Consider the following 16,298-nt stretch of genomic DNA (forward strand, 5'->3'; position numbering starts at 1 on the left):
TCGCCTCTATTTCTTAATAACGCTTTCGGCAATTTTTGTATCGACGAGCGCCTCATGTGGAACTTCTTTTTGTAATTCTCCAGCTTCTTTCATAATTTTTTGTAGTTGTTTCCATTCTTCCACGTCTAATAATGGATTCGTCGCATACGAATGTTGCTTTTTGTAGCGCTCGATTACTTTTACCGTAATATCTTTTGAAGTATCTTTAAAAAGTGGTGTAACAGCCTCGGCAATTTCTTCTGGACTATGCGTATCAACCCATTGTTGTGCTTTATATAATGCACGTGTGAATTTCTCCGCTGCTGCTTTGTCTTTCTTTAAAAAGCTTTCTTTTGCCATAAATGTTGTGTATGGAACAGTTCCAGATTCAGTACCAAAAGAAGCAACGATATAGCCCTTTCCTTCTTTTTCAAAAATACTCGCTGTTGGTTCAAACAACTGGACAAATTCGCCTGTACCAGACGCGAAGGCATTAGCGATATTAGCAAACTCAACATTTTGAATTAAATTTGTATCTTTGTGTGGATCAATGCCATTTTTCTTCAAAACGTATTCCCCAACCATTTGCGGCATACCACCTTTACGTTGACCAAGGAAAGTAACGCCCTTCACATCGTTCCAATTAAAGGAGTCTAATTTTTTGCGAGAAACTAAAAATGTACCATCAGTTTGCGTGAGCTGAGCAAAGTTAATAACCGGGTCTTTTGCTCCTTGCTGGTGAACATAAATGGATGTTTCAGAGCCGACAAGTGCAATGTCAATTCCACCAGATAACAGCGCAGTCATTGTTTTATCACCACCAGCTGTCGTTTGTAGGTCGATATCTAATCCTTCTTCTTTAAAGAATCCTTTTTCAATCCCAACATATAACGGTGCGTAGAAGAGGGAATGTGTAACTTCACCAATGCGAATCTTTTGCACTTGTTGCTTCGTATCGTTTTTTTTACTACAAGCCACAAACGTAAAAACAGTAAGTACAAGTATACAAAAAACAGCTATAAATTTTTTCAAAATGTGACACCTCCTAGAAATGAATCTACTGCCATAATATGTAGGTAAGTGCCTAGATGTGAGTGGATGTAGAAGGAATTTTTTGGATGATAAAGAAGTACAAATATAAGGGGTGATAAAATGAAATATGAATATGATGATAGCATGCATTTACATCTTGATTATTTTGGAGATGAATTTGATGTGGAATCGATTGCTTATAAAAGAAAACATGAAGATGTGTGGGATGTATTTTTTAACTTTGCTTTTTATGGGATTCCGCTAGTACAGGTACAGGAAGATGAATTTATGGATGACTATTCCGGGTATCGCGTTTTTTCTGTACTTGCAAATGACTTAAGCTGGGAATTTGGAAGTGCTAAGTTTGAAGAATGGCTTTTGGAACATCGTATATTAGAGAAATCAGTGCAGAAATAGAGTGATTGACTTTCTCGTTTTGTTACTTATAGTTGTAGCAGGATTTATGATATTACAGCTTCTTGTTTATCGATTTGCAAAGAAGAATGTCTATAAATATAAGGGAATGAAACTTATGCATATTTGGTTGGATATGCATGTAAAGAAGGGGTCTAAATTAGATTTTGGTGATTATACATTTATATTAATTGTATGCATCATATGGGAAATTTGGCTACTTCCTCTCATAAGGTAAAATCTTATAAAATCATCCAAACTGCTTCTAATAGTAGAAGTAAATATCCTATCATTTTTCCCCTTAATAGAAGGACCACATGCTGCATCAAATCTTAATTTTGGTTTAATTAGTTTGCTCATGTTCACCTCAATTTTCAAAAGACATACGTTTGTAACATAGAAATGCTACAACATTATTTAAATCGTATCTTTTTATGAAGATGAATTTAGAGGTGGACACATGAAAGCGAATTTAGAACACGCCAAAACAAATAGAATGAATTTGAACGAAGAAGTACCTTCTTTGGAACAAGCCAAAGAAGGTACTTCCTTATTGCGGTTTAGAAGAATATGTATCATTTCCCTCATACTATTCATTCTTCCAATAACAATTTATGTATATGCTTTTCATTTGGAAACAAAATCATTTTCAGTTACATGGAACGATATTGAAAATCCAAATATTCCAGAAGGTTTTCATGATGTGAAAATCTTACAGTTTTCAGATACACATTTCGGACCAAACTTTCCTCATAAACAGCAGCAAATATTAGTGGATAAAATCAATAAGCTAAAGCCTGACATTGTGGTTTTTACAGGTGATTTAATTGATAAATTTGGAGAATATGTTGTGGAAAGAGAGTACTCACAAACGATTTTGAAACAAATTCGCGCTCCTCTTGGAAAATATGCTGTGTTTGGCAATCATGATCGAGGAGGTGGCGGGGGACACTTATACGAACAGTATATGGAGAAGGCTGGCTTTACTGTTTTGAATAATGAAATGAAGAGGATTAAAGTTGCCAATGGTGATTACATTACCATTTCTGGTCTAGATGATTTTTTACTTGGAAAACCAAAAGTTAAACCTACTCTTCAGCACCTTCGAGCAGAGGATTTTAATCTCCTGTTAGTACATGAACCAGATGCTGTTGATCAAATATCTGAATATCCAGTGGACCTTCAACTATCTGGTCATAGTCATGGTGGACAAGTACAGCTTCCGTTCATAGGTTCTATCATTACTACTTCACTAGCAAATAAATATGTAGAAGGACTTTATTCATTGGAAGGAAAGAGTAAGCCATTACAGTTGTATGTGAATCGTGGTATTGGTACTACTAGAATGCCGGTACGGTTTTTAAGTAAGCCGGAACTTTCTGTTTTTTCATTAAAGAGAACAAGCAGTTATGAGAAAAGATAGCGTGTTTATTGTTTGCGAAGTTATTAAAAAACAAACAATTGGATGTGACTGAGTGAAAATTCGATAAATTACAACAAAGCTATACCCTTGTATCTGTTATCTTAAATAAGTTCGTTATTTTAACAAACACGGAGACGCATACATACGGTATTAAAGTACGATTACAAGATGGGAAAGTTGGTAGAGTTCAGAGTATCGGTTAATAAGAAAGGAGGTTATCCTAAAAATAGAATTTTTAGGATAACCTCCTTTTTTACATGAAAGTTCATAAATGAGACTATTTCATGTTAATACATAACATGGTAAAATTTTAGTTACTGTGCATGCAATCATAAAAATTGAGTGTGTTTGTTAATAGGTTTTGTAATATTTTGATTCGGTTCATATTTTTTAGAGGTAATACATATTGATAGAGTTTTATATTGTAAATATTCACGTAATTTTAGAGAAATACGGGGGTGACTGGCGGATGCCCGAACCATTAAAGAAAAGTAGTCGCTATATGGTTGGATTGGACAGTCTAAGGGGCCTAGCTATACTAGGCGTCATTTTATATCATATTAATTTTAATTGGATGCCTGGAGGATTCCTAGGTGTTACTGTATTTTTTGTACTTTCGGGTTATTTAATTACAGATATTCTAGCTATAGAATGGAAGAGAAATAAGAGGATTGACTTGAAGAAATTCTGGCTCAGTAGGGCAAGGAGATTACTTCCTGGAATGCTTGTCATGCTTGTAATTGTTTTAGCATGGATTACAATTTTTCATAGTTCTTTGCTAGGAAAGATGCGTGGGGATTCGCTAGCAGCTTTATTATATTTCAGTAACTGGTGGTATATTTATCATAAATTATCGTACTTTGATAGTTTTAGCCAACTTTCTCCACTGAATCATTTTTGGTCGTTAGCTGTTGAAGAACAGTTCTATGTAATTTGGCCATTTATTATTAGCCTGGCGTTTCGTTACATAAAAAAGAAATCACACATCATTTTATTCATTGTTTTAGGGGCAGCTGCTTCTGCATTGGCAATGGCATTTCTGTATGAACCAGGAGCTGATCCAAGCAGAATTTATTACGGTACTGATACAAGGGCCTTTTCCTTATTGATTGGAGCGGCACTTGCCTTAATTTGGCCAAGCAGTAGGCTTGCAAATAAAATTATTCCACAAGCACGTCTCATTCTTGACGTAGTTGGAGGAATTGCTCTTATTATTATCCTCGTTATGTTTTGGAAGACAAATCAATATGATCCGTTTCTATATCGCGGAGGAATGGTCATTTTATCAATTGCTACTGCTTTATTAGTGGCGAACCTTGCTCACCCAGCTAGCCGAATTGCTCAATTTTTAAGGTTTAGACCACTGCGTTGGATGGGAGTACGATCGTATGGGATATATCTTTGGCATTATCCGATTATCACGTTAACGACTCCGAAGGTAAATGCTGGAGAGTTTTCGCTTACAAGAGCAATTCTTCAATTTTTACTTATTATAGTAGCTGCACAAATTTCATGGAAGTTTATTGAAAATCCAATCCGACAAGGGGCATTGAAGAATATTCGCTCTAGGAATTGGGGAATAAAAAACTTAGCATTAAGTGGTAAGCTAGCCTTAGTATGCGCACTATTCGTTTCTACGATCGCTGTTTTTGGATTATCAACAGCTAGTAAAGCGAAGGATAATCCTCAAAAAGATAAGGTGGAAGCAGTACAAACGGAACAAAAAGAAAAACCGAAACATCCAGTGGCAGTTAGGGAAAAACCAGCTGATGAGCCACCTCGAAATAAAGAAAAACAAGAAGCTGCTGCGCAGCCTAAAGGTCCTCAAACAGTTACAGCTGTAGGTGATTCTATTATGATTGACGTCGCCCCGTATTTGAAAAATTCATTTCCTAATATTAGGATTGATGCAAAAATTGGTCGCCAACTGTCTAAAGCAATTCCTGTGGTGGAACAGCTAAAGAATGAGGGGAATTTAGGGAATCATGTCATTATTGGATTAGGTACAAATGGTGCCTTTACAAAGGATCAACTCGTATCATTAATAAAAGTGATTGGGAATGAACGTAAAATTATATTCATCAATACGAGGGTACCACGTCCGTGGGAATCATTAGTGAATGGGAAATTAAAAGAAGTAGCATCTGAGTACCAAAATGTGACGTTAGTCGATTGGTATTCAGCAAGTGCTGATAATAAGGCGTATTTTGAGCCGGATGGCGTACATTTAACGAAAACAGGTGCAGAAGCATATGCTGCGCTTGTAGCAAAAGCGGTGAATCAATAATTTGATTTGCATCACACTTTGACATAACTTCAAAGTGTGATGCAATAGATTGATTGAAATCAAAAAAGAACTTGTAGATACGCTACAAGTTCTTTTTGACTTATATTTAATAACGGGGTAGGCTCAAACACAAAGAACGGGGAGTTCTCTTTACAGTTAACCTGACAAGTTCAGTATATAACAAATAATAGCGTTTTTTAGTACATATTATTGAAAATTATGTGACTTATCAAATTGATAAGTCGGGGGAAACTTTTCTACATTATTTGATATTATTTTGGTCAAACACTATTGTCGTTTATTATAATAATGAGTGTTAGTAATAATATAGCGAAAGTATATAGCTTTTGAGGAAGTGTTAAAGTGAAAGAAAACTTTATCTCATTTCAAGAAGAAAAGAAAAATGCTCGACTCTTTTTATGGGTATTGAATATTGTATGGGTTATATATGAAACAGTTTATTCTGTTATGCTAGGAGATTCTGAAACACTAATAAGATTAGAGGTTCAAGTTCCAACGTTTTTGTATGGAGCCTGCTTAATAGCATGTAGTATGTATATGATGAAAAGGGAACAGGCATATCGTGTTAAGTATATATATTTAATAGCTTATATGTGTTCAGAAATTTTAAACTTATATTGGTATGCACTTCACAATAAAGTAGCATTTGATGATGGGCATACAATTGAATTTGTTTTTATTTTATTTGTACCAATTTTTATGAGTAAACGATATTCACTTTGGTTATTTTTGGTTATTATGGGGAAATACAGTGTACTTTTGGTCCTAGGGAAAAAAGCGGCATTTATGCCGTTGGTTATGTATAGCCTCTTATTATTTGTAACGTATCTCCTATTGAATCGATTTTTACAGTACCTTTCTACTGTAAACAACGTGATGATAGAAAAGCGAGAGTCTGAAAAGCTCGTAGTTATTGGAAAAATGGCAGCATCTGTTGGACATGAAATTAAAAATCCACTTTCATCGTTAAGGGGATTTACACAATTGCAGAAAGAGAAATATGTAGATGATAAAGTGTATGAACATATGATTGATGAAATTGAGCATATAAACAATATGATAAGTGAGCTTATGGTAATGGCAACTTGTAAACCTTCTACCTACAGTAGTTATTTAATAGAAGAAATTGTATCAAATGCGTTGAAAGAAATGAGTGCAGAAATCAAAAGGAAACAGCTGTATCTCATTTATGATGTTGCACCTGATCAAATAAAAATAGATTGTGATCATCGTAAATTAAAAGGAGTATTTCTATACATAATAAAGAACGCAATTGAAGCGATGGAACATGGCGGAACACTTCAAATACATATAAACAAAAGAAATGAAGATGGTGTAATAGTAAGTATTGTAGATAATGGGTGCGGTGTGCAGGAAGAGAATTTACAGCGTATAACAGAAGCATTTTATACGACAAAGAAAAATGGCATCGGTTTAGGGCTTACTGTTGCTTGCAAGATTATTGAAGAACATGATGGGAAAATACACATTACGAGTAAAAAAAACGTAGGAACGAAAGTAGACATTATTTTACCTATATAAGAAAATTGAAAAACCGACATAAAACCTTTCTTTTTAGGTGGGAGAGCGCATCCGGCCATGGATAGAGGCGGTCAGATCCTTTTCCAGCCCCATGCCAAGTGAAAACAAAGAGAGAAAACGAGTGCAGGTCACCTTTTATTTTTCATAGCAGCTTATATGTGAAAAATCAAAAAGGAGTTATCCCGCAAAAGCTCGACGGGTGATGGAAGTTTCACTTTATATAAATACAAATTGAAAAATCGACAGAAAACCTAATTTATGTTGAAAAAATCAAAATAGGTTTATATAGAAGGCAAGATTCGCGAAGTATGTGTATTGTGAATAGAGGAGTTACTACATGGACAGTGTTTATAAATTAACAAGGGAAGAGATTCGAACGTTAAAGCTGTTTTTAAGTTTATTCTTTACAACTTTTTTTATTTATGATGTTGCATATTATTATATTATGCCTAAGCTAGAAGGGGTAGGAGATGGGGGGCCAATTCTAGAAAGGGGTTTAGGGATATGGTTGTATATTCTCATGGTTATATTGGTGTTTGTGGGAATATATGTGGCGAAGCGACAGAATCCATATGCTGTGAAATATATTATTTTCATAGGATATAATATATTAGATTTCATTCATAATTTTATCATTTACTATGGAACAGATTTAGAGTTTGATGCAGGGAATATAGTGGAAGGGTTTTTCTTTCTTTTCGCACCATTATTTGTAAATAAACGCTATTTTTGGTTAGTAACGGGAGGGACAATAATAAAGTATGTTTTAATGGGATTCATTGTGAATTCTTTTATTGTTCTCATTCCTATTGTTCTTTGTAGCTTGTTTTCCATTATAGGATGGATTATTTTATTGAGATTCCAATCTTATATACACACAATTGAAACGACACATAAGGAATTGCAACAATCAGAGAAGATGGCTGTAATTGGAAGGGTGGCAACAGTTATCGGTTTTAAAATGCGTAATCCATTGATGCTGTTGAACGGTTTTGTTAGAGGACAAAAAGAAAAGTATCCTGAGGATAAAGCCTATTGTGATATTATGGAGCAAGAAATCGAAAGAATCGATACAATTGCCACCGAACTGGTGGAGCTTGGAAATTCTAAGCCAATGGAATGCGGGAATCATAATATAAAAGACATTCTTTCATACGTGGTAAGAATTATGGGACAGCCTGCTTCGGAACGAGGAATTAAAATACATACCATTTATAAAGGTGAGTTACCAAGTATAATATGTAATGAAAAACGTTTAAAACAAGTGTTTTTAAATTTAATAAAAAATGCGATTGAATCTATGCAAGATGGTGGAATAATTATCATTGAGGTTACATTAAAAGATGCAATGATAATTCGAATCAAGGATGAGGGATGTGGCATACCGAAAGACAAAATGCCTAAACTGAGCGAAGCTTTTTATACAACGAAAGATGATGGAACTGGTTTAGGATTAATGGTTACATATAAGATTATTGAAGAACATCAAGGCAAGATACAGTTTGAGAGTGACGTTGGAGTAGGGACTACAGTTGAAATTGCGTTGCCAATTCACTGATGAATGGGAAAGAGAGGGAAGCAGATCCTCTCTTTTTATTTAAAATGATCGTTACATATACCTTATTAGATTTATTATCTATTCCTGATAACTAAAAGATCCGCAGTATTAGCGAATCTTTTTTAATCTCGTAGACCAAATCCAATTACTTTCTTTGTTTTCATATCAACAAATGCATCTACATTTCCAAGTTTGTAAGAACGATCAGATGGGAATGAAATACGATAAACTTCTTTTCCTATATAAGAGGAATCTTTGACCGAAGATATTCCGGCTTGCAATGTTTCAGTTGTAATTGTAGCATGCTTCCAGCCATCACTTAGTTCTTCTTTCGTATGTTCAGATAATTGATCCCACACTGTTTTTCTTAATTCGTCTTCAGGGTTATTTTTACATGCACCTAATAAAAAACAGGTAAGAAAGAGAAATATGAAAAAAATTTTTCGAATGCGCATTTAATACCACCATTTCTTTTGCGGAAGTAAAACAACATCCACATCAAAGTTTTCTATAAACCAATCACGCATTAATGTTTTCTTCACTAAGTATTCAGAAGCAGAGTGTGACACACCGATAAGTGACATATTCGTTTCTTTCACATAGTCCATAATTAATGAATACTTATGTTTGCCGTATTCGTTATCAATATGGCAATGAATTTCACCTGTAATATACGCCTCAGCGCCCTTTTCTTCTGCTTCTTTAAGAAGATCTATTTTATCACCGCATCCAGCGATAATTGCAATTTTTGTGATAAATTCATGTCGTTTGCCTTCAAAGTCTATATATGGAATGTGAAAGAGTTCTTTTAGTTGGTTTTCGAGTTTTCTTGTTGTTGTTTCAGGAATTTTGCAAATGAGTCCACATGGTATATCTTTACCATCATAAGAAAAACCATCTACTATATCGGCCTCTAGAGCTTTTGCAATCGCAATGCTTGTTCCGTATGTTTGATGATGATCCATTGGAACATGGCATGTATAAATAGAAAGGTCTTTATCTTTGATTCCTTGTAAATAGTGAGCTGGAATCGGTAAAAAGCCTCGTCCGGATTTTCCAAGAGGATCACCGCATTCCATCACAAGAGGATGATGCATAAAAAGTAAATCACCTGGTTTCGATTGTAAGATGAACTTTTCAAGAACATCATCTGTTGGGAAGACTGCTAAAAAGACGCTATTTACAGTTGCAGCCCCTTTTATCATAAGTCCGTTAAAGGTATTTACAAAGTCTGTTTCAAAAAAATGTTGCCAAGGAAAATCAATTGGATCGTATACAGCTGGAATAAAGCGGCTGAAGGCACCGTCTTTTCCGTATTTTTTAATTTGAAATAAATGATCAAGTGCTTGTTGTATTTCTTGTAAAGCTGGCATAATTCACCCTCCTTTATCACATACATTTTATATTAGTCTTAATTTTCTGTATACAATAAATGGATAGAATTCATAAAAAGAATGGTACAATATAAGAATTATGTACTGAGGTAGGAGGGACAATATATGTACGTTACTGTAACAGATGCAGCATATAAAAAGATTATGGATACGATTCCAAGTGAAACGAAGTTTATAAAATTATTTTATGATAATGAAGGATGCGGCTGTGTGATGAGTGGAATTATTGATTTGGTGGCTGTATCAGAGAAAGATGAACGTGATGTAGATATTGATTCAAATAAACTACAGTTTATTGCGGATCGCACAAAGCTTGTTTTTATGGATGATAAATTGACTGTTGATTTACATGAATCAGGTGGATATTTTCAATTGAAGAGTCCGAATCAGTTTTATAATCCGAATATGAAACTCCATATTCGAGTATAACTTATGAAAAAAGGAGCAAACTGTACGCTCCTTTTTCTTATGAAATTCTTCAGTTCATAAAATGTACATTTAATTAAATTTTCTGTATAATCATCTGTGCGGAGGGGATTACGCATGAGAAGATGGGGGATTGAATTATTACTTTTAAATGTTGTTATCATTTGGGGGATAAATTATACGATCGGGAAATACGGACTTGAGGAGTTTTCAGCAGTTGAGTTTACTGCGCTCCGTATGATTGCAGCAGCACCGTTATTATTACTACTTACATTTTATATTGAAAAGTCATTGTATATGGAGAGAAGGGACATACTAAGGCTCATTGTTGTGAGTATTGTCGGTATCGTATTGTATCAAACGTTATTTATGGAAACTATTAAATATACATCCGCTACGAACGCTTCTTTACTCATTTCTATTTCACCTATTTTTACAACGATGTTTGCCATTTTGTTTAAGCAAGAGAAATTTTCTTCGCGAAAATTAGTTGGTTCTACTATAGCCTGTGGGGGAGCTGCTCTCGTTTTATTAGCTGGACATTCGCTTGTTGGGTCTTTTTACGGAAATGGAATTGGACTGATTACATCAATGTGCTGGGGGCTATATCCAGTGTTAGCAGGACCACTTATTAAAAAATATTCAGCGCTTCGTGTGACTGCATGGTCAGCAGTTGTTGGAGCGATTCCTCTTGTTATACTAAGCGGATGGCATATTTTTTCGATGCCGTTTCAAATTGAACAAGGAATGACATGGTTTGCACTATTATATTCTATTTTCTTTGTAACGGTATTCGGTTTAGTTATGTGGTATATTGGTGTTCAAAAAATTGGAGCTTCTCATACGATGGTATATATGTATATTACACCGCTTGTTGCGGTTGTATTTGCAGCGGTATGGGCGAAGGAACAGATTTCATTACAACAAATAATTGGCGGGTGTGTTATTTTTCTCGGTTTATGGTTTGTGAAATCCGAAAAACCTGGGACGCAGCCTGTCGCGTCAGAACATATATCAAAATAGGAAAACAGATCAGTCATGATCTGCTTTCCTATTTTTTTATTTTGGGTAGAAATATGAGGAACAAAATGGCAGTAATAAGTGGGATTAAGTTGAGAAAAGGTATGCGGAACAGTGCAATGAGAATAATTCCGGAGAGAAGAACACTGAGGACAGCATAGAAGATACTATGTTTTTTTGTGTACCAATATAATGAGAGTCCTATAAGTGCAGGGATAATGAGGTGAATGAGAGCCATTAAAAAATAAATCATTATACGCCCCCTTTTTTGTGTACTTACTACATGCATGTAAATTGAAAAACTGACGTAAAACCTTTCTTTTTAGGTGGGAGAGAGAATCCGGCTATGCGTAGTAGCGGTCAGAGTCCTTTCCTGCCCCATATCAAGTTAGAACAGAGAGGAAAAGAGTGCAGGTAACTTTTGGTGCTTCGTGGCAGCGATTTTATATGTTGGAAAATGAAAGCGGATATATATACATCATATCCATATTCTTATAGATTGATATCACTTTTTTATAAATCTATGAAAAAATGTTTGCAAAAACGTCACAAAATGATCCTACTTCCAAGCTAGAAATCTTGTATAATATTATTTCTGAAAAATATTTTAACAACATAAATGTAGTGGTTATGTTGTTTTTCTTTGAATGTAACAGATAAAGTGAAACTTTAATCAGTGGGGGACTTCCTGCCCGTTAAGGCGGGATAAAGTCTGATGATATGTAAATAAGATGATAATGATAAAGGAGAATTGCATGATTAGTATGTCACTAAGGTCATTTAAAATCCAAATGTATTATTTGCTGGGCGCGATGCTATTAGGCTGGGCGATGACACCTTTTTCTGCTCACTTTTTAGGTGTGGGGATTGGTTTACTCGTTAGTATGTATTGTGTTTGGATTTTAGGAAGACGTATTGAAAAGCTTGGAGATAGTATTGTAAAAAAGAGTAAGGCACCAACACTTGGTATGATTAATCGCTTTGCAGCAGCGATACTTGGTGCGATTATTATGTATGAGATTGAACACCATATGGTCATGTGGGCATTTGCTGTTGGAATTATGGGTGGTTATTTTTTAATCGTTATTAATTTAGGGTATTACAGTATGAAGGATGCGAAGAAATAAATACAAAAACCTTTTCTTTTAGGTAGAAGAGAGGCCCCGTCCATGGATAGAAGCGGTCAGTGCCTTTTTTCGCCTCATGCCGCGTGAAAACAAAAGTAGAAAGTGAGTGGGGAATCTGTTTTTGTTTTCGAAGCCGCGATTTATATGTTGGGAAATCAAAATATATATAGAAAGAAGCTTACGTTTTTATCGTAAGCTTCTTTTTTATTGTAAGTATGTGTAACCTATTAAGCCGCATGGGTTTTGTCGGTGAGTACGCGCACTTTTAGGCTACAACATACTTATTCATATGAGTAAAGGGGTATTCAAACAGTAAAGGTTAAATTAAGCGATTGGACCGCCTAATTTGATCATGTTTTCAGAAACGTTCTCGAACTTCTTGAAGTTTTCTTTGAATTTACCTGCAAGTTCGATTGCTTTTGCTTTGTAAGCAGATTTATCAGCCCATGTTTGTTCAGGCATTAATACTTCATCAGGTACACCTGGTACATGAAGTGGTACTTCAAGACCGAAGATGTCATGTTTCACTGTTTCAGCGTTATCAAGCTCGCCGTTTAATGCGGCTTGCACCATTGCACGAGTGTAACCTAAGTTCATACGTTTTCCAACGCCGTATTCGCCACCAGTCCAGCCAGTGTTTACTAGGAATACTTTTGCATCATGTTTCTCGATCTTCTCACCAAGCATTTCAGCATAGCGAGATGCATCAAGTGGTAAGAATGGAGAACCGAAGCAAGTTGAGAATGTCGCTTGCGGAGATGTTACGCCGCGCTCTGTTCCAGCTAGTTTGCTAGTGTAACCGCTTAAGAAATGGTACATAGCTTGCTCTTTATTTAATTTACTGATTGGAGGTAATACCCCAGATGCATCAGCAGTTAAGAAAATAATTGTATTTGGATGTCCAGCAACACTTGGTACGACGATATTATCAATCGCATCAATTGGGTATGCAGCACGTGTATTTTCTGTTAATGTAGTATCATTGTAATCTGCAACGCGTGTTTGATCATCAATTACAACGTTCTCAAGTACAGATCCGAATGTAATGGCATCAAAAATTTGCGGCTCTTTTTCATGAGAAAGGTTAATACATTTTGCGTAGCAACCGCCTTCAATATTGAATACACCGTTATCAGACCAACCGTGCTCATCATCACCAATTAATTTACGGTGTGGGTCAGCAGATAATGTTGTTTTACCTGTTCCAGATAAACCGAAGAATAAAGCGACATCGCCTTCTTCACCTACGTTTGCAGAGCAGTGCATAGATAAAATATCTTGTTCTGGAAGTAAGAAGTTCATAATAGAGAAGATTGACTTTTTCATTTCTCCAGCGTATTCCGTACCACCGATTAATACGATGCGTTTTTCAAATGAAACCATGATGAATGCTTCAGAGTTTGTACCGTCGATCTCTGGATCTGCTTTAAAGCTTGGTGCAGAAACAATTGTGAACTCAGCTTCATGATTTGTTAATTCTTCTTCAGTTGGACGAATAAATAATTGATGTACAAATAAATTGTGCCATGCATATTCGTTAACAACTTGTAATGGAAGACGATAGTTACGATCAGCACCAGCGAATCCTTTAAATACGAATAATTCTTCTTTTTCCTTTAAGTATTCTAATACTTTTGTATATAATTTATTAAAATGTTCTTCAGAAATCGGTTGATTTACAGGTCCCCAAGCAATCTTATCGGCAACCGACGCTTCTTTCACAATAAATTTATCTTTAGGAGAACGTCCTGTATATTTTCCTGTAGAAGCAGAGACGGCACCAGTAGAAGTTAATTTTCCTTCATTTCTCATTAGTACTTTTTCCACTAATTGTGGAACGCTTAATTGAACCTGTGCATTGCTTCCGTTCAGTAATTCGTGTAATCCAATTTGGACATTCACAGTACTCATATTTATATACCATCCTTTTCAATTTAATGAAATATTTCTCGTAATCCCCATCAAGAGTATAACACAATCATATAAATAATGTATACTATTTATTTATTTTTGTTTGTGCGAATGTATTATTTTCCTATTTATATTTCGTCCAACAAATAATGCGAAAAACTTGTAGGAATATGTGAATATTAATTGACAAATGAATATCATTTCTTTAGTATAGGTTGGGACGGATACTCTCTTATCCCGAGCTGGCGGAGGGACAGGCCCGATGAAGCCCAGCAACCTCACTTGTAACGGTAATAAACAAGTGAATAGGTGCTAAAACCTGTGCGAGGCGAACGGTCTCGAACGATAAGAGCGAAGGGCAAAAAGCAGTATGCAAGTAGCAAATCAAACCTTTCCTCTATATAGGAAAGGTTTTTCTTTATACTTGTGTGGGAGAATAAATGAATGTCGCAGTTTGTGGCAAATTAAGGATGAGTTCCGTACAATATATACGATTACTGTAGGGAGGTTTACCACATGACAAAACAACGTCATCTGTTCACATCTGAGTCTGTAACTGAAGGACATCCAGATAAAATTTGTGACCAAATTTCTGATTCAATTTTAGACGCGATCTTAGCAAAAGACGCAAATGCACGTGTAGCTTGTGAAACAACAGTAACAACTGGTTTAGTATTGGTAGCGGGGGAAATTACGACTTCTACTTATGTAGATATTCCAAAAATCGTTCGTGAAACAATTCAAGGTATCGGTTACACTCGTGCAAAATACGGATTCGATGCAGAAACTTGTGCAGTTTTAACATCTATCGATGAGCAATCTGCTGACATCGCTATGGGTGTTGACCAAGCGTTAGAAGCACGTGAAGGTCAAATGACTGACGCTGAGATTGAGGCAATTGGTGCAGGGGACCAAGGTTTAATGTTTGGTTTCGCATGTAATGAAACAAAAGAATTAATGCCACTTCCAATCTCGCTTGCTCACAAATTAGCTCGTCGTTTAACGGAAGTTCGTAAAGATGAAACATTAGAATATTTACGTCCAGACGGTAAAACGCAAGTTACAGTTGAGTATGATGAAAATGGTAAACCAGTACGCATCGATACAATTGTAATTTCTACACAGCATCATCCAGAAGCTACATGGGAACAAATCGATCGCGACTTAAAAGAGCACGTAATCAAAGCTGTAGTACCAGCAGAATTAATGGATGAGGAAACGAAATTCTTCATTAACCCAACAGGCCGCTTCGTAATCGGTGGACCACAAGGGGATGCTGGTTTAACAGGACGCAAAATTATCGTTGATACTTACGGCGGATACGCTCGTCACGGCGGCGGTGCATTCTCTGGTAAAGATGCAACAAAAGTTGACCGTTCTGCAGCATACGCAGCTCGTTATGTTGCGAAAAACATCGTAGCAGCTGGTCTTGCTGAAAAAGCAGAAGTACAACTTGCATACGCAATCGGCGTGGCACAACCAGTATCAATTTCAGTTGATACATTCGGCACTGGTAAAGTATCTGAAGAAGTACTAGTAGAACTAGTTCGTAACAACTTCGATCTTCGCCCAGCTGGTATCATCAAAATGTTAGACTTACGTCGCCCGATTTACAAACAAACAGCAGCTTACGGCCACTTCGGACGTACTGATGTAGAGCTTTCATGGGAACGTACAGACAAAGCAGCAACTTTAAAAGAGCAAGCTGGTCTATAATATAAGAAGAAAAAAGCTTTGCGCGAAGGCGCGAAGCTTTTTTTTAGGCATGTTAACACACATTTGGGTAAAGTTAATCTTGAACTTTATTCAAATATATATTGGCTAATTTGATTGCACATAATTGTGGAATCAAATTTAGGAAGTTAACTACTGTCAATAATTGGATGGGTGTTAATGGTTTAAAATATCCCCCAAAATATTCATCACTTGTTACATGGATAAAATAATATGAGATTATTGCAGATAATATATTGCCTATTATAAAAGTGGCTGTAGTATTCAAGCATTTACAACAAAAAGCAAGTAGTGAAGTTACAAGCAACATAATGAAATAACCAATCATAGAACGATCAGTGAAATCTTTATACATGGAAAAATATACGAACGGAAAGCAGTATACACAGATGATTAGTATAGTAAGGATTACTTTTTTATTTATTTACCA

At 35.7% G+C, this 16,298-nt stretch carries 15 protein-coding genes, 1 pseudogene and 1 riboswitch; of the genes and pseudogenes, 11 read left to right on the forward strand and 5 right to left on the reverse strand.

The window, feature by feature from the left end; genetic code table 11:
• Window positions 1-6: 6 nt before the first annotated feature.
• Window positions 7-1,011: an ABC transporter substrate-binding protein gene (locus JDS96_RS08965; RefSeq protein ID WP_033796488.1), complete on the reverse strand. Its 1,005-nt coding sequence runs from the start codon at window positions 1,009-1,011 to the stop codon at window positions 7-9.
• A 120-nt stretch (window positions 1,012-1,131) separates the two neighbouring features.
• Between JDS96_RS08965 and JDS96_RS08970 the strand changes: the two genes are divergently transcribed.
• The 7 genes and pseudogenes from JDS96_RS08970 to JDS96_RS08995 all read left to right on the forward strand — a co-directional run bounded on the left by JDS96_RS08970 (window position 1,132) and on the right by JDS96_RS08995 (window position 8,256).
• Window positions 1,132-1,428, forward strand: coding sequence for a DUF3986 family protein (locus JDS96_RS08970; protein ID WP_003201279.1), 297 nt, complete (start codon window positions 1,132-1,134; stop codon window positions 1,426-1,428).
• 1 nt (window position 1,429) lies between these two features.
• Window positions 1,430-1,663 carry a hypothetical protein gene (locus JDS96_RS31960; RefSeq protein WP_018782069.1) on the forward strand — a complete coding sequence of 78 codons (234 nt, stop codon included), beginning with the start codon at window positions 1,430-1,432 and terminating at the stop codon, window positions 1,661-1,663.
• A gap of 222 nt (window positions 1,664-1,885) precedes the next feature.
• Window positions 1,886-2,848, forward strand: coding sequence for a metallophosphoesterase (locus tag JDS96_RS08975; RefSeq protein WP_374220995.1), 963 nt, complete (start codon window positions 1,886-1,888; stop codon window positions 2,846-2,848).
• A 116-nt stretch (window positions 2,849-2,964) separates the two neighbouring features.
• A pseudogene (locus JDS96_RS33235) lies at window positions 2,965-3,051 on the forward strand (DUF2196 domain-containing protein); the annotation flags it as partial.
• Window positions 3,052-3,317: 266 nt separating this feature from the next.
• A complete protein-coding gene (locus JDS96_RS08985) occupies window positions 3,318-5,135 on the forward strand; it encodes an acyltransferase family protein (RefSeq protein ID WP_199666631.1) in 1,818 nt (605 codons plus the stop codon).
• A 363-nt stretch (window positions 5,136-5,498) separates the two neighbouring features.
• Entirely contained in the window at window positions 5,499-6,698 is a 1,200-nt protein-coding gene (locus JDS96_RS08990; RefSeq protein WP_199666632.1) for an ATP-binding protein, read from the forward strand.
• A 337-nt stretch (window positions 6,699-7,035) separates the two neighbouring features.
• Window positions 7,036-8,256 carry an ATP-binding protein gene (locus JDS96_RS08995; RefSeq protein ID WP_199666633.1) on the forward strand — a complete coding sequence of 407 codons (1,221 nt, stop codon included), beginning with the start codon at window positions 7,036-7,038 and terminating at the stop codon, window positions 8,254-8,256.
• 122 nt (window positions 8,257-8,378) lie between these two features.
• On the opposite strand, the gene JDS96_RS09000 is transcribed toward JDS96_RS08995, so the two are convergent.
• Window positions 8,379-8,711 carry a hypothetical protein gene (locus JDS96_RS09000; protein WP_006096286.1) on the reverse strand — a complete coding sequence of 111 codons (333 nt, stop codon included), beginning with the start codon at window positions 8,709-8,711 and terminating at the stop codon, window positions 8,379-8,381.
• Window positions 8,712-9,629: a Nif3-like dinuclear metal center hexameric protein gene (locus JDS96_RS09005; protein WP_199666634.1), complete on the reverse strand. Its 918-nt coding sequence runs from the start codon at window positions 9,627-9,629 to the stop codon at window positions 8,712-8,714.
• Window positions 9,630-9,755: 126 nt separating this feature from the next.
• Between JDS96_RS09005 and JDS96_RS09010 the strand changes: the two genes are divergently transcribed.
• Entirely contained in the window at window positions 9,756-10,079 is a 324-nt protein-coding gene (locus JDS96_RS09010) for an iron-sulfur cluster biosynthesis family protein (protein WP_003201293.1), read from the forward strand.
• Between the two features lie 114 nt (window positions 10,080-10,193).
• Window positions 10,194-11,099: a DMT family transporter gene (locus tag JDS96_RS09015; RefSeq protein ID WP_199666635.1), complete on the forward strand. Its 906-nt coding sequence runs from the start codon at window positions 10,194-10,196 to the stop codon at window positions 11,097-11,099.
• Between the two features lie 28 nt (window positions 11,100-11,127).
• On the opposite strand, the gene JDS96_RS09020 is transcribed toward JDS96_RS09015, so the two are convergent.
• Window positions 11,128-11,349, reverse strand: coding sequence for a hypothetical protein (locus JDS96_RS09020; protein WP_018782076.1), 222 nt, complete (start codon window positions 11,347-11,349; stop codon window positions 11,128-11,130).
• Between the two features lie 502 nt (window positions 11,350-11,851).
• Between JDS96_RS09020 and JDS96_RS09025 the strand changes: the two genes are divergently transcribed.
• Window positions 11,852-12,223 (forward strand): ATP synthase subunit I, encoded by a 372-nt coding sequence (locus JDS96_RS09025; RefSeq protein ID WP_017153754.1) that lies wholly within the window; start codon window positions 11,852-11,854, stop codon window positions 12,221-12,223.
• Between the two features lie 324 nt (window positions 12,224-12,547).
• Here JDS96_RS09025 and pckA read toward each other — a convergent pair whose 3' ends face one another.
• Window positions 12,548-14,134: a phosphoenolpyruvate carboxykinase (ATP) gene (gene pckA, locus JDS96_RS09030; RefSeq protein ID WP_018764584.1), complete on the reverse strand. Its 1,587-nt coding sequence runs from the start codon at window positions 14,132-14,134 to the stop codon at window positions 12,548-12,550.
• Window positions 14,135-14,363: 229 nt separating this feature from the next.
• A riboswitch (SAM riboswitch) is annotated at window positions 14,364-14,486 on the forward strand.
• Between the two features lie 164 nt (window positions 14,487-14,650).
• On the opposite strand from pckA, the gene metK reads away from it, so the two are divergent.
• On the forward strand, window positions 14,651-15,850 hold the full coding sequence (gene metK, locus JDS96_RS09035; RefSeq protein ID WP_003201301.1) for a methionine adenosyltransferase: 1,200 nt from the start codon (window positions 14,651-14,653) through the stop codon (window positions 15,848-15,850).
• Window positions 15,851-16,298 lie beyond the last annotated feature (448 nt).

The organism is Bacillus cereus group sp. N21 (genome assembly GCF_016483395.1).
In the GTDB taxonomy this organism is placed as follows: Bacteria; Bacillota; Bacilli; order Bacillales; family Bacillaceae_G; genus Bacillus_A; species Bacillus_A pseudomycoides.